At 48.0% G+C, this 18829-nt stretch carries 18 protein-coding genes and 1 pseudogene; 8 read left to right on the top strand and 11 right to left on the bottom strand.

Annotated features, from left to right (window positions below; all coding sequences use genetic code 11):
- Window positions 1–17: 17 nt before the first annotated feature.
- Entirely contained in the window at window positions 18–1049 is a 1032-nt protein-coding gene (locus NNN64_RS15810) for a mechanosensitive ion channel family protein (RefSeq protein ID WP_271441973.1), read from the bottom strand.
- A gap of 245 nt (window positions 1050–1294) precedes the next feature.
- On the opposite strand from NNN64_RS15810, the gene NNN64_RS15815 reads away from it, so the two are divergent.
- Entirely contained in the window at window positions 1295–1555 is a 261-nt protein-coding gene (locus tag NNN64_RS15815) for a DUF2534 family protein (protein WP_048211538.1), read from the top strand.
- A gap of 48 nt (window positions 1556–1603) precedes the next feature.
- Here NNN64_RS15815 and uspE read toward each other — a convergent pair whose 3' ends face one another.
- Entirely contained in the window at window positions 1604–2554 is a 951-nt protein-coding gene (gene uspE, locus NNN64_RS15820; RefSeq protein ID WP_271441974.1) for a universal stress protein UspE, read from the bottom strand.
- 313 nt (window positions 2555–2867) lie between these two features.
- Between uspE and NNN64_RS15825 the strand changes: the two genes are divergently transcribed.
- Window positions 2868–3680 carry a class I SAM-dependent methyltransferase gene (locus NNN64_RS15825; protein ID WP_271441975.1) on the top strand — a complete coding sequence of 271 codons (813 nt, stop codon included), beginning with the start codon at window positions 2868–2870 and terminating at the stop codon, window positions 3678–3680.
- Between the two features lie 136 nt (window positions 3681–3816).
- Here NNN64_RS15825 and fnr read toward each other — a convergent pair whose 3' ends face one another.
- Together fnr and ogt are read right to left on the bottom strand one after the other, a co-directional pair.
- Window positions 3817–4569: a fumarate/nitrate reduction transcriptional regulator Fnr gene (gene fnr / locus NNN64_RS15830; protein WP_003020397.1), complete on the bottom strand. Its 753-nt coding sequence runs from the start codon at window positions 4567–4569 to the stop codon at window positions 3817–3819.
- A 194-nt stretch (window positions 4570–4763) separates the two neighbouring features.
- Entirely contained in the window at window positions 4764–5279 is a 516-nt protein-coding gene (ogt, locus tag NNN64_RS15835; RefSeq protein WP_271441976.1) for a methylated-DNA--[protein]-cysteine S-methyltransferase, read from the bottom strand.
- A gap of 197 nt (window positions 5280–5476) precedes the next feature.
- On the opposite strand from ogt, the gene smrA reads away from it, so the two are divergent.
- The gene (smrA, locus tag NNN64_RS15840; protein WP_271441977.1) at window positions 5477–6040 is read left to right on the top strand and encodes a DNA endonuclease SmrA; all 564 of its coding nucleotides are present in this window, start codon (window positions 5477–5479) and stop codon (window positions 6038–6040) included.
- Between the two features lie 12 nt (window positions 6041–6052).
- Here smrA and NNN64_RS15845 read toward each other — a convergent pair whose 3' ends face one another.
- Together NNN64_RS15845 and NNN64_RS15850 are read right to left on the bottom strand one after the other, a co-directional pair.
- Window positions 6053–7285: a GGDEF domain-containing protein gene (locus tag NNN64_RS15845; RefSeq protein ID WP_271441978.1), complete on the bottom strand. Its 1233-nt coding sequence runs from the start codon at window positions 7283–7285 to the stop codon at window positions 6053–6055.
- Window positions 7286–7352: 67 nt separating this feature from the next.
- Window positions 7353–9467, bottom strand: a complete 2115-nt coding sequence (locus NNN64_RS15850; protein ID WP_271441979.1) for a putative bifunctional diguanylate cyclase/phosphodiesterase — start codon at window positions 9465–9467, stop codon at window positions 7353–7355.
- A gap of 411 nt (window positions 9468–9878) precedes the next feature.
- Here NNN64_RS15850 and NNN64_RS15855 point away from each other — a divergent pair, with 411 nt between their 5' ends.
- The 4 genes from NNN64_RS15855 (at window position 9879) to dbpA (ending at window position 14046) form a co-directional block, all read left to right on the top strand.
- Window positions 9879–11045 (top strand): methyl-accepting chemotaxis protein, encoded by a 1167-nt coding sequence (locus NNN64_RS15855; RefSeq protein ID WP_271441983.1) that lies wholly within the window; start codon window positions 9879–9881, stop codon window positions 11043–11045.
- A gap of 157 nt (window positions 11046–11202) precedes the next feature.
- Window positions 11203–12186: a zinc transporter ZntB gene (gene zntB, locus NNN64_RS15860; protein ID WP_005126644.1), complete on the top strand. Its 984-nt coding sequence runs from the start codon at window positions 11203–11205 to the stop codon at window positions 12184–12186.
- Window positions 12187–12461: 275 nt separating this feature from the next.
- The gene (gene ynaL, locus NNN64_RS23395; RefSeq protein WP_071887346.1) at window positions 12462–12644 is read left to right on the top strand and encodes a proline-rich small protein YnaL; all 183 of its coding nucleotides are present in this window, start codon (window positions 12462–12464) and stop codon (window positions 12642–12644) included.
- A gap of 28 nt (window positions 12645–12672) precedes the next feature.
- The gene (gene dbpA, locus NNN64_RS15865) at window positions 12673–14046 is read left to right on the top strand and encodes an ATP-dependent RNA helicase DbpA (protein WP_061067981.1); all 1374 of its coding nucleotides are present in this window, start codon (window positions 12673–12675) and stop codon (window positions 14044–14046) included.
- 95 nt (window positions 14047–14141) lie between these two features.
- On the opposite strand, the gene ttcA is transcribed toward dbpA, so the two are convergent.
- A complete protein-coding gene (gene ttcA / locus NNN64_RS15870) occupies window positions 14142–15077 on the bottom strand; it encodes a tRNA 2-thiocytidine(32) synthetase TtcA (protein WP_061067980.1) in 936 nt (311 codons plus the stop codon).
- 49 nt (window positions 15078–15126) lie between these two features.
- A pseudogene (locus NNN64_RS15875) lies at window positions 15127–15393 on the bottom strand (tyrosine-type recombinase/integrase); the annotation flags it as partial.
- 759 nt (window positions 15394–16152) lie between these two features.
- On the opposite strand from NNN64_RS15875, the gene NNN64_RS15880 reads away from it, so the two are divergent.
- On the top strand, window positions 16153–16515 hold the full coding sequence (locus tag NNN64_RS15880) for a hypothetical protein (RefSeq protein ID WP_271441980.1): 363 nt from the start codon (window positions 16153–16155) through the stop codon (window positions 16513–16515).
- Window positions 16516–16705: 190 nt separating this feature from the next.
- On the opposite strand, the gene uspF is transcribed toward NNN64_RS15880, so the two are convergent.
- The 3 genes from uspF to ompC all read right to left on the bottom strand — a co-directional run bounded on the left by uspF (window position 16706) and on the right by ompC (window position 18717).
- Window positions 16706–17140 carry a universal stress protein UspF gene (gene uspF / locus NNN64_RS15885; RefSeq protein ID WP_003833207.1) on the bottom strand — a complete coding sequence of 145 codons (435 nt, stop codon included), beginning with the start codon at window positions 17138–17140 and terminating at the stop codon, window positions 16706–16708.
- Between the two features lie 81 nt (window positions 17141–17221).
- Window positions 17222–17434 carry a KTSC domain-containing protein gene (locus NNN64_RS15890; protein ID WP_271441981.1) on the bottom strand — a complete coding sequence of 71 codons (213 nt, stop codon included), beginning with the start codon at window positions 17432–17434 and terminating at the stop codon, window positions 17222–17224.
- A gap of 152 nt (window positions 17435–17586) precedes the next feature.
- Window positions 17587–18717 carry a porin OmpC gene (gene ompC, locus NNN64_RS15895; RefSeq protein WP_271441982.1) on the bottom strand — a complete coding sequence of 377 codons (1131 nt, stop codon included), beginning with the start codon at window positions 18715–18717 and terminating at the stop codon, window positions 17587–17589.
- Window positions 18718–18829 lie beyond the last annotated feature (112 nt).

Genomic DNA, 18829 nt, shown 5'->3' on the forward strand with positions numbered 1-18829 from the left:
CCGCGTCTTGGTTTTGGTTAGTGGGCAGAAGGTTGCGCCTCGGCGTTATCCATATACAACGTCTGACTGGGGAACGCAAAGTCAGCACCGTTTTCCTGAACTATTGTAATAATTTTCAAGTACACATCTTGTTGTACAGCAAGCCACTCCTGCCACACGGTGGTTTTTGTGAAGCAATACACCATGATATTCAGCGATGAATCGGCAAACTCATTAAAATAGACCAGCAGGGTTTGCTTTTGATCTATTCCGGGATGACTTTGCAGCATTTTTCTGACCGACTCGACCACTGCGCCAATTTTATCAGCATCTTCATAACGTAACCCGATCACCGTTTTGATTCGTCGATTACTCATCCGCCCCGGGTTTTCTACACTGATGGAAGAGAAAATTGAGTTCGGCACATATAACGGACGGTGGTCGAAGGTGTTTATTTTGGTCATTCTCCAGCCAATTTCCGTCACCGTACCTTCGATATTTCGGTCCGGAGAACGGATCCAGTCACCGATGCTAAACGGTCTGTCGAAGTAGAGCATAATGCCAGAGAAAAAATTACTCAGGATATCTTTGCCTGCCATACCGACAGCGATACCGCCGATGCCGCCGAACGTTAACAGCCCTGACAAGCTCATGCCAAAATGCTCGCCGTACAGCAAAATGATGGCGACGACGATGGTAATCTTAATGATGCGCGACATGATCCTCGCACTGGTGATATCTCTGCCCTTGTTAATCTGCGTTTTTTCAAACTGGTTGATGACCAGAAAGAGTTTTATCGTCAGGATCAACGCAATCAACGAGGTACAGATAAAGTCGACCACGCTTGGAGAGATAAATTTCAGCTTATAACTATCGATGACGTTATTCGCAATAGTGCCAAATGTACCAATGATAATGGCATAAACAAAAAACTGTGCCGCATGGAATATGAATCCTTTGCAGTGTTTTTCACTACGATGAAACCAGACGCTCATCAGGACTAACGCTGCACAGCTGCTGAGAATTACCGTTAAATTAAACGCATTATTTATAAACAGTTCAGCGATCATGATTCTCCCAGGTCACTCCGTGTTAGCTAAATATCATCTGACATCCTTCATCAGCGGATATTTTACCCAGTTCAGGCTGTCAGATCATTAATCAAAAGGAGAGAGAAATAATACAATCAGCGTTATTTTCAGGCGAATAGTGCGCATGTCAAGTCTGAGTGTGGTGTATGTAGCAGACAGTGAGTTTATGTCATGGTATTGTTGCTGCAAAGTAACACGGTTTTCATCTGCAAAAGGACGGTACTATGATCATGGCTAAGCTGAAGACAGCGAAGGGACGGAAGTTTCTGTTATGTCTGCTTGGGGTATTTATCATTGCGGCATCGGTTGTGACGCGCGCGACGATTGGTGGTGTCATTGAACAGTATGACATTCCGCTTTCCGACTGGACAGCCTCGATGTACGCCATTCAATCCGCAATGATTTGCGTCTACAGTATGGTTTTTACTATTTTGCTGGCTATTCCGCTCGGTATCTATTTCCTCGGAGGCGAGGAGAAGCACTAAATACATGTCATGCCGGATGACATCGCCATCCGGCATTGTGCTGCAGGATTAATCGTCTTCGTCGTCGTCCAGTTCAACCGGGGTCTGGTACTGATCCGGTTTGATAACCAGCAGGTCGCAACGCAGATGGTCGATAACCTGTTCTGCGGTATTCCCCAAAAACGCGGCTGATATACCGGTGCGCCCAACGGTGCCGAGAACCACGATACCCGCCTGTAAATGCTCAGCTAAATCCGGGATGACTTCTTCAGGCAATCCTTTTTCAACGTGTGTAACTTTTTCATCAATACTGAATTTTTGGCGTAACGCCTTCATGGCCAGCAGATGTTGTCCACGGATGGCGTCGTTGTACACGCTGGGATCAAATTCAGGTAGCTCAATCGCAATGTTGATAGGCGTTACAGGATAGGCACCCACCAGGTGTACTTCGGTATGGTTAACCTGTTCTGCAAGCTGCAACGTCTCTTTGACCAGTTTTTCGTTGAGTGCATTGTGATATGCCTCTTCACTGGCGAGATTCACCGCCACCAGCGCTTTACCACCTTCCGGCCACGGCTGATCTTTGACCATCCACACCGGGCTTGGACATTTACGCAATAAATGCCAGTCGGTTGGTGTGAAAATTACGGCTTCAAGGCGGTCGTGTTGGTGTGCCATTTTGAGCACCAGATCATGCTTAGCGCTGATCACTTCCTGGATGATGGCTTCGAAGGGACGGTTGTGCCAGACCACTTTAATATCAAGCGGGATCCCTGCTTCGATATAGTATTTCGCTTGTTCACGTATCCATGCTGTTCGCTGGCTGATGACCCCCTGACGCATTGCCGTACGCTCGTCCGGCGACAGCAGGGTGGTCATTTCGTAGGAAAAGTCATAGATCGGCAAAAAGGCTTTAATTTTGCCACCAATCCGTTGATGCAAATAAACAGCTCGCCGTAATGCTGGTTGATCGTCCTGGTTTGGATCGATGACTACCAGCATGTTTTGATACATAGCCATACAGGGTCTCCTTACAACTGTCACCGCAGTTTGTATTTAAAAGAGTAACCCAATAATGTGGATTGAAACAGGGGAGAACCTTCTGTCAGATCAATAAATGGAGGGAATCTGTGGTTTCAGCCCACATCCAACTCAATGTAAATCGCTTTTTCTCAGGATATGACTCCCGCCGGGAGCAACATTGCTTTCAGCACATCATTTGTTTCTCCTGGTAGCCGTTATTTACACAGGTGAAGAGTAGGGTTATCCCTGATTTAGCAACAGGCTGTGAATAATGAAGACTGGAATGGTTAGATATTTATAAGAAACAAAAATGAAAAATCCTATTCCCCTTGAAGAAGGGCGCGCCTTGTTTGGCCGGAACACTGAGATCTACCAGGAGGGCAGGCCTGATTATCCTGAACGGGTATATGATTTATTGAAAAAACATTGCGGTTCTGAAAACCATTTTCAGGCTTTTGAGATTGGGCCAGGAACGGCGCAGGCAACGGAAAAACTGCTGCATATGGGCTATCAGGTTACTGCAATTGAACCCGACCCGAATTTGGCGATGAAGTTAAACAAACGGCTGGAAGGTTATCCGCAGAATTCATTTACGCTAGTCCATTCCACCTTTGAAGATGCTAAATTGCCAACGAGTTACTTTGATTTAGGTATTGCCGCAACGTCTTTTCACTGGGTTGATCCTGCAAAGGGACTCGAAAAGGTTTTCCAACTTTTACGGTCTGGAGGATGGTTTGCTATGTGGTGGACTGTTTTTGGTGATCCATCCAACATGGACGCTTTTATGCAGAAAACTAATCACTTATTTGCCCCCCTGAGCACCAGCCCTTCGCATAAGGCTGGCTACCGTCACCCCTATCCATTACAAAAAGACGAAAGGATTAACGATCTGAAAAAATCCGGATTTACCGAGATCCTCAGCGAGGAGATCAGATGGGCGTCTCAAATGGATGTCAGACGAACAATCCAACTCGTATCGACATTCTCCCCGGTGGCTCGCCTGAATGAAACGGAGCGCGCAACATTTCTCTGTGAGATAGAGAGAATCATCAATAACGATTTCGGTGGCACGGTTAAGCGCAATTTCGTTACCGCTATTTATCTTGCCAGGAAGCCAGAGTAAAAAGCGAGACGTTTATGCGCTCAGGAAAATAGGCCGGTGGGCATGTGACTTTGCTGGAAGAGGAGGAAAGCGGAACCTCCTGCCAGATCGTTAAATCGGAAAATTTAGAGATTTGACAGAAGGTTAGCTGAGAAGGTTACGCAACGTTACGCGTGTGTCCAGCCAGGACGGCCAGCGCATCGCTATTCTCAATCGTGATATATTTACCTTTCACCGCCAGCATACCGCTTTTCTGGAAGCGACCCAGCAGGCGGCTGATGGTTTCAACCGTCAGGCCGAGGTAATTCCCGATATCGCCACGGGTCATCGTCAGACGGAATTCGCGCGGAGAGAAACCTCGCTGGGCAAAACGGCGGGACAGATTGTAGATAAAGGCCGCCAGGCGCTCTTCAGCATTCTTCTTCGACAACAGCAGGATCATGTCCTGGTCGCCTTTGATTTCGCCACTCATCAGACGCATCATCTGCTGACGCAGGTTCGGCATTTTACCGGACAGGTCATCCAGGGTTTCGAAAGGAATTTCGCATACCATTGACGTTTCCAGCGCCTGGGCAAAGCTTGGGTGATGACCGCTGCCAATTGCGTCAAAACCAACCAGATCGCCCGCTAAGTGGAAACCGGTGATTTGCTCATCGCCTTGTTCGGTAATGGTATAGCTTTTTATCGTTCCGGAACGGATAGCATAGAGTGACTTAAGCTCGTCACCTGCTTTAAAGAGCGTCTGCCCCTTTTGGATAGGCTTTTTGCGCTCGATGATGTTATCGAGCTGGTCAAGCTCATGCTCGTTAAGTGTGAACGGGATGCAAAGCTGGCTGATGCTGCAATCCTGGCAATGGATAGCACAACCGCCAGACTGAATGCGCCGTATAATTCGCTTTTCCGGGATCATAGGTCTGCTCAAGCCGTAATTGATATTTGTCAATTTTAACATCTTTTTGGTGAGCACGTAAGCCTGAGCTACTCCCAATAGAGAATAATTCAGGCATAAGCGAGTTGAATGTTTGTATCTATCTGATTAACCGTACTTTATTTGTGGGTGTATTGTGTGGAAGTGTGATGAATAAGGCATTAATTGCCTGGATTCTAGAGTAACAGATAGCCTTCATGGCGCAATAACCACTCTTTTCGCTGCACGCCACCCGCATATCCAGTCATTGTGCCATTCCGTCCAATCACGCGGTGGCACGGGACGACGATGCTGACAGGATTGGAACCATTAGCTGCGCCAACGGCTCTGGCGGCACCGGGGCGCCCCAGTTGTTCAGCCAGTTGTCCATAATGCATGACCTGCCCGCAGGGTATAGTGCGCAACGCTTTCCAGACCTCGCGTTGGAAAGGGGTTCCCGCTGTTGCGGTTTCAAGCGTGTCTATAATGCTGAGATTTCCCGCAAAATACTCTGCCAGCTTATCGCTTAGCCCTCCGGGGTTTTTGGCAGCAATACGCTGATAACCCTCAGAACGATAATGAATATCCAGCAATTGCTCCATACGATCGCGATGTTGATCCCATTCAACCGCACGCAGGCGAAATTGCTCATCACAAATTACCCACAACGGGCCAAGGGGCGTTGCAATGATGTCTTCAAGTAAGTTCAGCATCCGTTTCTCTCATTACAGGCGGGGTTACACATTATCATGTCAGTGATAGTCGCATCTATACCCCCAAAAACGGATCTTAACTTGTGGGGGTAAGGGAATGTCGAATGGTGCGTTATTGGAAATAACCGTAAACCGTTGTCGGTATAATAGTGCGCGGTTATGATAATGACCGTCGCATAATCGCTGGAGGATGAAACATGAACCTTGATGATGCATCGCTGTTTCTTGACGCCATGGGGGATGTTCAACCACTGAAAGGATGCGCTGATGTTCACTGGCAGCCAACACGTAATCTTCGCGCTCCGGCACGTATTGATACGCTGCAGCTGGATAACTTTCTCTCGACAGGTTTTCTGGATATCGTCCCGCTGAGCGTTCCACTGGCGTTTCGTCGCGAAGGGGTACAGCATGGCGTGGCTGACAAGCTGCGAACCGGGAAATATCCGCAACAAGCAAGCCTTAATCTTGTGCGGCAGCCCGTTGAAACCTGCCGCCAGATGCTATTTAGCTTTATTTTACAGGCGCAGCAGGATGGGCTGCGCAATGTCCTGGTGATTCACGGCAAGGGGCGTGATGATAATTCCCATGCCAATGTCGTTCGTAGCTACGTCGCGCGTTGGTTAACGGAGTTTGATGATGTGCAGGCTTTCTGCACCGCACTGCCGCATCATGGCGGCAGCGGGGCATGTTATGTGGCGTTACGTAAAACGGCGCAGGCAAAACAGGATAACTGGGAACGCCACGCTAAACGTAGCCGCTAACCACGGCAGTCATCAGGCAGCCAGCACTCTGTTTCTGCCTTCATTTTTGGCTTTATACAATGCGTCGTCCACGCGCTTAAATAACTCATCAATACTTTCATTGGCTTCGTGTCGTGCTACACCAATACTGACGGTAAAACGGGGAAGGCCAGGGAGGCTCACCTTGGCTACCGTCGCGCGTATGACTTCAGCCAGATTAAGGGCTGCATCTAAAGACGTTCGTGGCAAAAGCAGTACAAACTCTTCACCCCCCCAACGAAAAACCAGATCGTCTTTTCTTGCACAGGATTCCAGGGTGCGTGCCAGCGCGCAAAGTACATCATCGCCTTTTAAATGCCCGAAAAGGTCGTTAATGCTTTTAAACCGATCGGTGTCGATTAGCAGTAAACTGTAATCCTGCGTTAACGATGTTGTGTGTGTCTGCTCTGGCTCAGTTATCTGATAAAAATGCCGCCGGTTGAGTAACCCGGTTAACGCGTCATGTAAGGCGGCGCGTTCCAGTTCCAGTTCCAGGCGTTTTTGCTCGGTAATATCGTGAACAATACACAGCATCAGCTTATTGCCGTAGATTTCGATAGGACCGGCATAGGTTTGTACGTGACGGGTACTTCCATCGGCAAGTCTGTGGACAAAATGTAAGGGCTTATGGCCGCCAGGCAGATGCGCAATTTTATGCATTACCGGCAATATATGGCGCCCCAGCATATTGATTTCCCAGGTATGCTTCTGACACATTACGTCATGATCATAGCCATAGAAATTCAGGGCACTGAGGTTTGCATCCACAATCAATCCGTCGCGTGACGGATCGATAAGCAACATTGGTGCTGAGTTAGTCTGGAAAAAACGGGCATAGAATCCTTGTTTTTTCCGCTGATAGGTGGCAGAGCGGCTGGCTTTCAGACCTTGCGCTGTCGGTGTTTCAATGCCTTCATAGAGGATAACATCACCTATATCCTGAAGCGTCCTGATGGACAAACGACAGGCCAGCGCGATTTCCTCGCTTTCGCGGTAAACCGTGAGGATCTCCACAATGTCATGATGATTGCGCAAATCACTGAGATACATAGGTAAATCATTTTGTGCGTGCGTGGAGAATGTGCCTTTTCTGAGAGGGGGGAAACACGGGGCCTGCATCAGTTCCCGTGCAACGGTATTGGCGAACACCAGTTCTTCGGTATGTGGCGAAACGATCCAGACCGGAATGGTTAATAAATCCAGTGAATGCAGCTCGTTTATGCTCATCGATAATCCCGTTATCTTCATATGCTGTGTTGCCGGTTTATTGGCGAATTTTTTTAATTATGCAATCTCACAATGTTATTGATTGTCGGTGAGACAAGGGTTGTACCGTTGGTTTTACTTTTGTGGCGTTTTCAGTTTGTATCAATTCATAGATTTTATGTGCTGGCAGCGGTTTCGCATACAGGAAGCCTTGCAGCACACCGCAGCCCATCTGGGTTAACAGCGCTTCCTGCTCCTGGGTCTCTATACCCTCCGCCACAACGCACATATTCATAGAGTGCGCTATGTCAATAATAGTAGACACGATTTTTGTATTTTTGCTGTTCTCACTAATATCTTTGACAAATATTCTGTCTATTTTTAATTCTCGCGCCGGAAGTGATTTCAGCATCAATATATTTGAATAACCGGTGCCAAAATCATCAATAGAAACGGTGATCCCCAAATCGGCAAATGCGTTCAGGACTTCCACGCTGCGTTTTAAATTTTTAAGTGCCGTACTTTCAGTCAGTTCCAGTGTGAGATGTGCTGGTGAAAGCTGATATTGCGCCAGGGCGTTGCAAACTATATCGACAATATCAGGTTGTTCAAACTGGGCGGGTGACAGATTAACAGCAAGGCTCCACTCCGTGTGGCCTTGTGACTTCCATTGAAATAACTGGCGGCATGACTGCTGGAGAACCCAGGTGCCGACAGGAATAATCAGACCCGTTTCTTCAAGTGCGGGCAGGAATTCAGCCGGTAGCAGAATGCCGCGTTCAGGATGATGCCAGCGTAACAATGCCTCAAAACCCGTCAGAGAGTGATCCCCGGCGGTGTATTTAGGTTGATACCATAATTCGAATTGATTCCGCTCAAGCGCTTGTGACAGTTCTTGCAAGAACGTTGGCGGCGTATCGGCGATAGCCTCCATCTCTGGGGAGTAAATCGCCCAGCCGTTTCTGCCCGCCTGTTTGACATGATACATCGCAGTATCGGCTTTTACTTTTAGCTCATGTAACGTTGAGCCGTGTTCGGGATAAAGACTGCTTCCCGCGCTTAACGAAACACGAATGGTATGTCCAAACAGTGTAAAAGGTTCTTTGACGGCGCTGGCAATGCGGGTCATCAGTACCGAAATTGCTTCCCGGTTGCTGTTTGGCACCAGCAGGATAAATTCATCGCCGCCCAGCCTCGCCAGCGTCATGGTGTCATCAAGGCAGCTGTATATGCGTTGTGTGCTGGAGATAAGCAACTGATCGCCAATGTGATGGCCCCAGGTGTCGTTTACGATTTTGAATCGATCAAGGTCGATAAAGACCAGGGCGAAGTGCTGTTGATGCAGTTTGGAATGACGCAGGCAGGTCTGTAAGCAGGCGTCTATTTGCGTGCGATTGGCAAGGCCGGTCAGCGCATCGAAGTGGACCTGATGCTCAAGCTGGCAGTTCAGTTGATGCAGGTTATCGGCCAGTCTTGAGGTGCGTAGCTGAGAATCCACCATCGAAATGACCAGCATAATACCCAGAATCACCAGCGTGATGGCGCAGACCCAGATAGAGAGTTCCAGCGTGCTCAGTCCATCATGCGCAGTATGCCCGAAATGAGTGAAGGTGGCCGCTCCCATCCCGGTGTAATGCATTGAGGCAATCGCCAGTGCCATTACCAGAGCGGCAATAAGTCGGTTTATTAATGCGCGTCGGGTATTTTGCCGCAAATGAAAAGCTAACCACAGGCCGATCCCTGACGCGATAATGGCAATGACCACGGAAAGTAAAATGAGTGAGAACTGCCAGCGGATAGCAACATGTTCAACGATAGCGACCATGCCAACGTAGTGCATGGCCACAACACCAGTGCTTAATAGGCTTGTTGCAACAATAAGCCGCCTGGTCGAAAGCGTTTGACCTGATATTGCAATATTGATGGCAAGCGTCGCGGAAATGAGTGCGATCAAAAAAGAAAATGCCGTGAGCGAAAAGTGATAATTAATCGGCATACTCATTTTCATGGCCAGCATGCCAATAAAATGCATCGACCAGATCCCCATCCCCAGCGTTGCCCCGCCAGATAAACGCCAGAAAGTCGATTCCCGACGACTGGAGATCGCCACTTTCCCTGCGCTATCGAGGGCAATAAACGAAGCAATGAATGCGACAACAAAGGAAATCCCAATCAGTACAGGGTCCCACGACACGTGCAACATCTTACTACCCATCGATAAAAAACCGTGATGATAAATCTAGCAGATTCTGTCCAGTTAACCTGGTAAAACCCGGCGCGTTCTTATTTTCCTGTCAGCAGTATTAGTCTGAGCTGCTATAACGGAGGAATATGTGATGTTCGCTTATGAAAACATTCACCATATTTATGGTTTGGTGTATTTTTGTTCACATCAGGCCCTGGGTGACAATAGTCTGGCAACTGGCGTGAACGTCAGCTTATGCGAGATAAACAACCAGACTAATGTAAACTGGCAGTGTGATAGTGTGCTTTAAGTGAAAAGGCGGCATGCTCTCATTGAAAGTGGAACTTTCGGTATCGCGGAATGGCAATCTGCATTACAGATGCTATAAAAAATAATACTCCGCGTTATTCTTTGGCAGGCAGGATTAAAATGTTAAATAATATAAGCGTCAGGACGTTTATTATTTTATTTCTGGTATGTACCGTAGTTGCCCTCAATATCGTTGAGGTAATATTATCTGCAGGGTTTGATGTCATTATTGGCACTGATGTGGTTTGTACTATTTCACTATTATATTTATGGTGGTATATGACAAAATATCTCGTCGTGCCGATTAATACGGTAAAAGAAAGTATTGAAGAGGTGACTGCAGGGAATCTGGCGATGAGTATTCCTGAGTTCGGTAATAACTGTGCAGGCAGACTTATTCCGGGAATTAACAGTCTGGCGAGTAATATTTCCACCTTAGTCAGTGAGATCAGATCCTCTTCACGGACCGTGATGACGCTTTCTGAACAGCTCGCGGAGCGTAGCGCCGAATTGTCAGTTAAAACGGAACAGCAGTCTGGCGCGTTAATGCAGACAGCTGCGAATATGGATGAGATAGCGGTTAGTACACGCAACAATGCAGATAATACGCAAATGGCAAGCGCCCAGGCAAATATTGCGACGCAATCTGCACGTCAGGGAGGCGATTTAATGGTGCAGGTCGCCACCAATATGCGCTCGATCACCGACTGCGCTCAGCAGATGACTGAAATTATCGCGTTAATAGATGGTATTGCATTTCAGACGAATATTCTGGCATTGAATGCGGCGGTTGAGGCGGCGAGAGCCGGCGAACATGGCAAAGGTTTTTCTGTCGTTGCAGGTGAAGTGAGAATATTGGCACATCGTAGCGCAGAAGCGGCAAAGAGTATTAAACGGCTTATCGATGAAACGCATTACAATGTCCAGCAGGGTGCGGCGGTTGTACGTGAAGCCGAAAAGAACATGCAGGATATTGTGGGTGGTGCAGGGCAGTTAAATCAACTGATGGCGGAGATATTAACAACCACTCGGGAACAGGAAAATGGGATCATCAGAATTACCCAGGCTCTGACCGAACTGGAAAACGTCACACAAAGTAATGTCAGCATGGTCGATGAGTTATCTGATTCGTCCGGCATCCTGAAAAGTCAGGTGAATGATCTTCTGTCACGCACACATAAATTTCGCTTAAGTAACAACATATCTGTTGAAACAACCACACTTTTGCATCGAGATTCCCCCGTCTCCGGACTACGTCAACGGGTTAAATACGGTTCTTCATTTTAATATTCAACATCAGCCTGGAAAAGCGCCGAACCCGTCGGCGCTTTTTATTTTCATGAACACTTTTATGAATCATTTCAGCATAATGGGACAATGCGATATTGCTTAACATATACTGAAGGCTAGACTAACGAAAAGTTTGAATGTTTATGGAGGCGCTGTGGAAGCCATTAAGGGAACCGAAGTTAATGTGCCGGATGCCGTGTTTGCCTGGCTGCTGGATGGTCGCGGTGGCGTGAAACCGCTGGAAGACAACGATGTTATCGACAGTGCACATCCGTGCTGGCTGCATCTTAATTACACCCATTCTGATAGCGCGCAATGGCTGGCGACAACGCCTCTGCTTCCTAATAATGTGCGTGATGCACTGGCGGGAGAAAGTACTCGCCCGCGCGTAAGCCGGGTCGGGGAAGGGACGCTGATTACGTTACGCTGTATTAATGGCAGCACCGACGAACGCCCTGACCAGCTTGTCGCCATGCGCTTATATATGGACGAACGCCTGATTGTCTCAACGCGTCAGCGTAAAGTGCTGGCACTGGATGATGTGGTGAGTGACTTGCAGGAAGGGACGGGACCGTCTGACTGTGGTAGCTGGCTTGTGGATGTTTGTGATGCCTTAACCGATCATGCCAGTGAGTTTATCGAACAATTGCATGACAAAATTATCGATCTGGAAGACAACCTGCTGGACCAACAGATCCCGCCTCGCGGCTTTCTGGCATTGCTGCGCAAACAACTGATAGTCATGCGGCGCTACATGGCCCCTCAGCGCGATGCTTATGCGCGCCTGGCGAGTGAACGTTTACCGTGGATGACTGACGATCACCGACGTCGGATGCAGGATATCGCCGACAGGTTAGGAAGAGGGCTGGATGAAATCGACGCGTGCATCGCCCGGACGGGCATCATGGCGGATGAAATTGCTCAGGTTATGCAGGAGTCTCTGGCGCGAAGAACCTATACCATGTCGTTGATGGCAATGGTTTTTCTGCCCAGCACATTTTTAACCGGCCTGTTCGGCGTCAATCTCGGGGGGATTCCCGGTGGCGGCTGGCAGTTTGGTTTTTCACTATTCTGTATTCTGTTAGTTGTCCTGATTGGTGGTGTTACTTTATGGTTGCATCGTAGTAAATGGTTGTAACAACTACATTTTTTAGCGACTTTCGTGAGTGAAAACGGCTAAGTTTTTGAGCGAGGTCAATAAACCATCTACCTATTCGGGGCAATATCTCTCTCGCAGGTGAATGCAACGTCAAGCGATGGGCGTTGCGCTCCATATTGTCTTACTTCCTTTTTTGAATTACTGCATAGCACAATTGATTCGTACGACGCCGACTTAGATTAGTCGGCTTTTTTTTGCCTGCAGGAAACCAGCGTCTACCCTAAAAGGGTCAGTCTGACTCACTGGAGGGTAATATGACCTGCTTATTCGCCCCGTTGCAGTTGCAACGCCCCCATTCCGATACTGTCCCCACCGACCCGGTTCCGATTCCCGACTCGATACCTCGTCCGCAACCTATGCCGGACCCGTCACCGGATGAAGAGCCGATTAAATTGTCGCATCACGGGCGCAGATCTGCGAGGATACGCGCCTGCTGAATGTGAGTTTTTACCGCGAGATTAAATTGTGACCGCTTTTTCAACCCTGAATGTTTTGCCTGCCGCCCAACTCGAGAATCTTAATGAGCTGGGTTATCTTGAAATGACGCCTGTTCAGGCCGCTGCGTTGCCGGCAATCCTGGCAGGAAAAGATGTTCGCGTGCAGGCAAAAACCGGCAGTGGCAAAACGGCCGCGTTTGGTCTTGGCCTGTTACAGCATATTGATGCTGCGCTGTTTCAGACTCAGTCGCTGGTACTGTGCCCAACACGCGAACTGGCTGACCAGGTCGCGGGTGAATTGCGTCGATTGGCGCGTTTTCTGCCAAATACCAAAATTTTAACGCTGTGCGGTGGTCAGCCCTTTGGCGCTCAGCGTGATTCTCTGCAACATGCCCCACACATTATTGTTGCCACGCCGGGGCGTTTGCTCGACCACCTGCAAAAAGGCACCGTCTCCCTTGATGCGTTGAATACGCTGGTGATGGATGAAGCCGACCGGATGCTGGATATGGGATTTAGTGATGCGATTGATGATGTGATCCGCTTTGCGCCAGCGTCACGTCAGACACTGCTGTTTTCCGCAACCTGGCCGGAAGCGATTGCCGCGATCAGTGGTCGCGTACAGAATAATCCGTTAACGATTGAGATTGATACGGTCGATGCGTTGCCAGCGATTGAACAACAATTCTTTGAAATCTCCTCACACGGCAAAATTCCGCTGTTGCAAAAATTGCTTAGCCAGCATCAGCCGGCATCATGTGTGGTTTTCTGTAATACCAAAAAAGATTGTCAGGCTGTTTGTGATGCACTGAACGCAGCAGGGCAAAGCGCATTATCGCTTCATGGCGATCTTGAGCAACGCGATCGGGACCAGACGCTGGTACGTTTTGCCAACGGCAGCGCTCGTGTGCTGGTTGCCACTGATGTGGCGGCGCGTGGCCTGGATATTAAATCGCTCGAGCTGGTGGTTAACTTTGAACTGGCATGGGATCCGGAAGTTCATGTACACCGTATTGGACGTACTGCCCGTGCGGGTAACAGTGGTCTGGCAATTAGCTTCTGTGCGCCGGAAGAAGCGCAACGTGCCAATATTCTGTCCGAGATGCTGCAACTGAAGCTAAACTGGCTACCCGCACCGGGTAATGGCTCAATTCTGCCGCTGGAGGCTGAGATGGCGACGCTGTGCATCGATGGCGGTAAAAAAGCGAAAATGCGGCCTGGTGATGTATTAGGGGCGTTGACCGGAGATATTGGTCTGGACGGGGCGGATATCGGCAAGATTGCCGTGCATCCGGCGCATGTCTACGTGGCCGTTCGCCAGTCTGTGGCACATAAAGCGTGGAAGCAACTGCAGAACGGTAAGATCAAAGGCAAGAACTGCCGGGTTCGTTTATTAAAATAAATGCCTGTAGGAGTGCCTGATGGCGCTCCGCTTATCAGGCCTACTGGTACTGAAGTAATACTTTGCCCAGTAGGCCGGATACGGCATTCTCTGTTTTACTTCACTTCCACCACGTTCAGACGCAACTCATCTAACTGGTTTTCATCTTCTTCCGGCTGCCAGCCTGCTGGTTGCAGTGGGATCTCTTCACGATCGAATGCCAGATCACCGCCATCTACCACTTCTGAGCCGTGTTTGATGCCTTTAAAATCGAACAGATTAATATCGCTCAGGTGAGAAGGCACCACATTCTGCATCGCACTGAACATCGTTTCAATACGACCTGGATAGCGCTTGTCCCAGTCACGCAGCATATCCGCGATCACCTGACGTTGCAGGTTAGGCTGTGAACCACACAGGTTGCACGGAATAATCGGGAAGCCTTTCGCTTCAGAGAAACGCTCAATATCTTTTTCGCGGCAATAGGCCAGCGGACGGATCACAATATGCTTACCATCATCGCTCATCAGCTTCGGTGGCATACCTTTCATCTTTCCGCCGTAGAACATGTTTAAAAACAGTGTTTGCAGGATGTCGTCGCGATGGTGTCCCAACGCAATTTTGGTGGCACCTAATTCGGTTGCCGTGCGGTACAAAATGCCGCGGCGCAGACGGGAACACAGAGAGCAGGTCGTTTTGCCTTCAGGGATTTTATCTTTGACGATCCCGTAGGTGTTTTCTTCGACAATTTTATACTCAACTCCCAGTTGTTCCAGATACTCCGGCAGGATGTGCTCCGGGAAGCCCGGTTGTTTTTGATCCAAATTTACGGCGACCAAAGAGAAACTGATCGGGGCGCTTTGCTGCAAATTCCGCAGGATTTCCAGCATGGTGTAGCTATCTTTCCCACCGGAAAGACACACCATAATGCGATCGCCGTCTTCGATCATATTGAAATCGGCAATAGCTTCACCTACGTTACGACGCAGGCGTTTCTGTAATTTGTTCAGGTTGTATTGTTCTTTCTTTGTAACTTGTTGATTATCTTGCATTATTACCGTTCTCAAAAACCAAAAGGGGCATATAAGGGGCAAACTTCCATCACAGGGCTAGTTTGTTATTCAACATTGCAACCTGATCGCCATTCATTTCTTCAATCCATGTACTGTAGACTTCGTACACCATCTGCGCGTTTTCATGCCCCATCTGATTAGCTATAAATGATGGGTTCGCTCCAGCCGATAACAGCCAGCAGGCAAAAGTATGCCGCGTATGGTACGGATTACGGCGACGAATACCAGCACGTTTTACAGCGGCGTTCCATCTCGCACCGATGCTACTCATAGAGTAGTAAGGTTTTTGCTCGCCTATACCCCAGGCATTGGGCCACAATTTGACAACGTTGAGCTCGTCCTTGCAAGCCATCGGCACCGCAGGTTTTTTATGCCATCGCCATGGGTAGACCTATAGCAATGGCTAAAAGATCACTTCTTACAAAGGATGCGCAACTCTTTGCGGTTGAAACCACCTTCTTTCGATAAATCTTGATAACCGTTGGGGCAAACTTCATTAGCTTTTGAATAGCAAATATTCCATCCGGTAGCAGCCCCACATTGGATGTCGTACTCACTTGAACCATCTGGGCGTTTAATTTCCTGGGATGTGGAACATGCAGCAAGAAGGCATACTCCCATGAACACTATTAGTAATTTCACTTATCGTCTCTCTTCATTGCCTGTCGGCATTTCCAAAGGTAAATTAATGGCACTCGACGCAAAGCAAGACACGTTTTCCGCGAGTATCTCATCAATTAAAGCGTCACACAGGTGGCCATCAAAAGTTGACATCCGGAACAGGATTGTCGAGCTCAAGAATAATTGAAGTTAGGTATTGGGTATTGATGCTGATTATGTATTGCGTTACTTACTGCAAATCTAACAGATGGACAGAGGGACAGCTTTGTGTATCCAGTGTTCGAAGTGGTATCAATAATGCGAGAACGGCAATGTTTGATGGCAGTTCGTCAATGTAATCATATCTGTAGGGTATCAGATACGCGGGGTTTATTGATTTATCAACTGCACCATATATCATCTGTTCGAAAAAATTCGATGATAAAGGCTGGCAATGAAAAAGTTGATGATGATTGTTTTACTCCTTTCTTCTGCTGCAACGGAAGCTAATGTTCAAAGAATTGCATGTAGTTTTGATGTAAATGGCTCTGGGCGTGAGTTAGTCGCAGAACGAAGTGAAGCGCAGGGAGAGCGGGTGCTGACTGTTAGAGGAGATGGTTTTACGCCTTCTGATACGGGGCAATGGATAAGAGATAGCCAAAAAGGAAGGGTTTATCTTGAAAACTGGAAAGACGCTAAGGGTAACACTGCGCAACTGTACTCGAACTCAAACGATCAACTTGATAGCGGACTGGTTGTATACCATAAAGATGGCAGCGAAAGTCTTTACTCTTATCTGTGTTCATTTGTGGATTAACCATCTCGGTACTACTAAATCAGAGCACTGATTTTTTACCTTCCGCGCGGTATGCTTTATAGCAACCAGATAGCTTAATCTGCCGATATGGAACCATCAGCTATATTTCCCTCATTTCCCTCCAGGTCAGGAATCGCGGGGTAAAAGAGGGAGAAACAAAAAGCCCGCAACGGTGTGCGGGCCAGACAGCTTAGCGGACTACCAGTACCGAACACTCTGCATGACGCACCACGGCTGCGGCGTTAGAGCCCAGCAGATAAGTGGTGATGTCCGGTCGGTGTGAGGCAATAATGACCATATCGGCCGGTAATTTTTTAGCGATCTCCAGGATTTTATCTTTTGGCGCACCTTCAGCAACGTGAACATGCACTCTGTCCGTTGGGATATTGAACTTCTTGATAATCTCTTCCAGTTGAGATTTAGCTTCGGCTTTCAGATCGTCCATGGCCGGTAACTCTGCCGAGTAGGCCAGTCCCAAAGAAGCGTAATAGGGCAGTGACGGAATAACGGTCAGAAAATGCACCTGCGCATCGTCAATTTTTGCCTCTGCTTCAACATGGGCAATAACGCGTTGAGTTAATTCTGAGTCTGAAATATCGATGGGTACAAGAATCGTTCTGTTCATAAAACCTCCTGTTTAAGTATCCACGTAAAGCTTACCGCGTAATGGCACTTTATGTACAATGACAAAGATCACATTTTGGCATCACTTTATTTTGATTTCAGGAAATTTCCCTTTTATAACCCCATCATAAAACCGGCCCTTAGAGACCACGCTAAGGAAATCTTGAAAAATACGCGCCGGGACATGTTGATACTGCAATGTAGTCAGTTGATGAAAGCGAATTTCAAGTGTGCGCGAGGATTCGTCATAGCCGACGGATGCAATACGGGATGATTTAACGGGGTGATGATTCATTGCAGGTATCCTCTACTACAGGTATTAATGCAAGATATCATCTATCAAAGGTGTGTTTTAACGCAACAGATATAATGTTTTGATCTGGATAAAACAGAATTGCTATTAATGAAAGGATAGCCCGCTGTTGCCAGCGGGCTAACAGAGACAGATTAGAACTGGTAAACCATACCCAGTGCTACAGTGTCATCGGTAGAGATGTCGTTCTGGGTGTAGAAGCTGTCGTCTTCGTCCAGCAGGTTGATTTTGTAATCAACATAGGTGGAGAAGTTTTTGTTGAAGTAGTAAGTCGCACCTACAGAAGCATATTTAACCAGATCTTTATCATCGTTACCATTTACAGTAGCCAGATCGCTACCTTTAGACATCAGGAAAGACACTTCCGGACGCAGACCGAAGTCGAACTGGTACTGTGCAGTGACTTCGAAGTTCTGAGTTTTGTTGGCAACAGTATATTTGCTACCTTGTGAGCCGCCATATGGTGTCATATTACGGGTTTCGGAGTACATGGTTGCCAGATAGATGTTGTTCGCGTCGTATTTCAGACCGGCAGTCCACGCATCCGCTTTGTCGCCGCCGGCAGTGGATTGATTTACCTGCTCGTTGGTACGGTCAGAAGAGGTATATGCTGCACCGAAGCTTACGCCCATACCCAGATCGTAGGTAGAGGAGATACCGAAGCCGTCACCGTTGGAGTTCTTCACATTACGGTCACCACTATTATTGGTGCCTTCCTGCCCGTTTTGACTTTCGTTCGCGCCCTGATACTGCAGCGCAACGTTCAGACCGTCAACCAGACCGAAGAAGTCGGTGTTACGGTAGGTCGCTACGCCGTTAGCACGACCGGTCATGAAGTTATCAGCCTTGGTATAGGAGTCGCCACCGAATTCTGGCAGCATATCGGTCCAGCCTTCTACGTCGTACAGTACACCGTAGTTACGACCGTAGTCGAATGAACCGTAGTCGCCAACTTTAATACCGGCGAAGGCCAGACGAGTCCAGGAATCACCTTTATCGCCGCTTTCAGTACCGTTAGCCTGAACCTGATATTCCCACTGACCATAGCCGGTGATCATATCGTTAACCTGAGTTTCACCTTTGAAGCCCATACGCATATAAGTCTGATCGCCATCGCTGTTGGCGTCATCAGAGAAATAATGCAGGGCATCTACTTTACCGTAGAGATCTAACTTATTGCCGTCTTTATTATAAACTTCAGCAGCGTGAGCAGCGCCAGCAGCCAACAGTGCAGGAATTACGAGTGCCAATACTTTTCTGTTCATTGAAATAATCCTTTAGTTTTTTTATTAACCTGTGACTACCCGTGTAGGGAGTAAAAGCATGCTAAAGGAGAAGTTCCGTAAAGAGATAAATATGAATTGTTACGTCTTAAGT

This window comes from Citrobacter sp. Igbk 14 (assembly GCF_028069825.1).
Lineage (GTDB): Bacteria > Pseudomonadota > Gammaproteobacteria > Enterobacterales > Enterobacteriaceae > Citrobacter.

Coding starts and splice junctions, on each gene's coding strand:
- NNN64_RS15810 (WP_271441973.1), bottom strand. CDS start 1,049: ATGATCGCTGAACTGTTTATAAATAATGCGTTTAATTTAACGGTAATT.
- NNN64_RS15815 (WP_048211538.1), top strand. CDS start 1,295: ATGATCATGGCTAAGCTGAAGACAGCGAAGGGACGGAAGTTTCTGTTA.
- uspE (WP_271441974.1), bottom strand. CDS start 2,554: ATGGCTATGTATCAAAACATGCTGGTAGTCATCGATCCAAACCAGGAC.
- NNN64_RS15825 (WP_271441975.1), top strand. CDS start 2,868: ATGAAAAATCCTATTCCCCTTGAAGAAGGGCGCGCCTTGTTTGGCCGG.
- fnr (WP_003020397.1), bottom strand. CDS start 4,569: ATGATCCCGGAAAAGCGAATTATACGGCGCATTCAGTCTGGCGGTTGT.
- ogt (WP_271441976.1), bottom strand. CDS start 5,279: ATGCTGAACTTACTTGAAGACATCATTGCAACGCCCCTTGGCCCGTTG.
- smrA (WP_271441977.1), top strand. CDS start 5,477: ATGAACCTTGATGATGCATCGCTGTTTCTTGACGCCATGGGGGATGTT.
- NNN64_RS15845 (WP_271441978.1), bottom strand. CDS start 7,285: ATGAGCATAAACGAGCTGCATTCACTGGATTTATTAACCATTCCGGTC.
- NNN64_RS15850 (WP_271441979.1), bottom strand. CDS start 9,467: ATGTTGCACGTGTCGTGGGACCCTGTACTGATTGGGATTTCCTTTGTT.
- NNN64_RS15855 (WP_271441983.1), top strand. CDS start 9,879: ATGTTAAATAATATAAGCGTCAGGACGTTTATTATTTTATTTCTGGTA.
- ynaL (WP_071887346.1), top strand. CDS start 12,462: ATGACCTGCTTATTCGCCCCGTTGCAGTTGCAACGCCCCCATTCCGAT.
- ttcA (WP_061067980.1), bottom strand. CDS start 15,077: ATGCAAGATAATCAACAAGTTACAAAGAAAGAACAATACAACCTGAAC.
- NNN64_RS15880 (WP_271441980.1), top strand. CDS start 16,153: ATGAAAAAGTTGATGATGATTGTTTTACTCCTTTCTTCTGCTGCAACG.
- uspF (WP_003833207.1), bottom strand. CDS start 17,140: ATGAACAGAACGATTCTTGTACCCATCGATATTTCAGACTCAGAATTA.
- NNN64_RS15890 (WP_271441981.1), bottom strand. CDS start 17,434: ATGAATCATCACCCCGTTAAATCATCCCGTATTGCATCCGTCGGCTAT.
- ompC (WP_271441982.1), bottom strand. CDS start 18,717: ATGAACAGAAAAGTATTGGCACTCGTAATTCCTGCACTGTTGGCTGCT.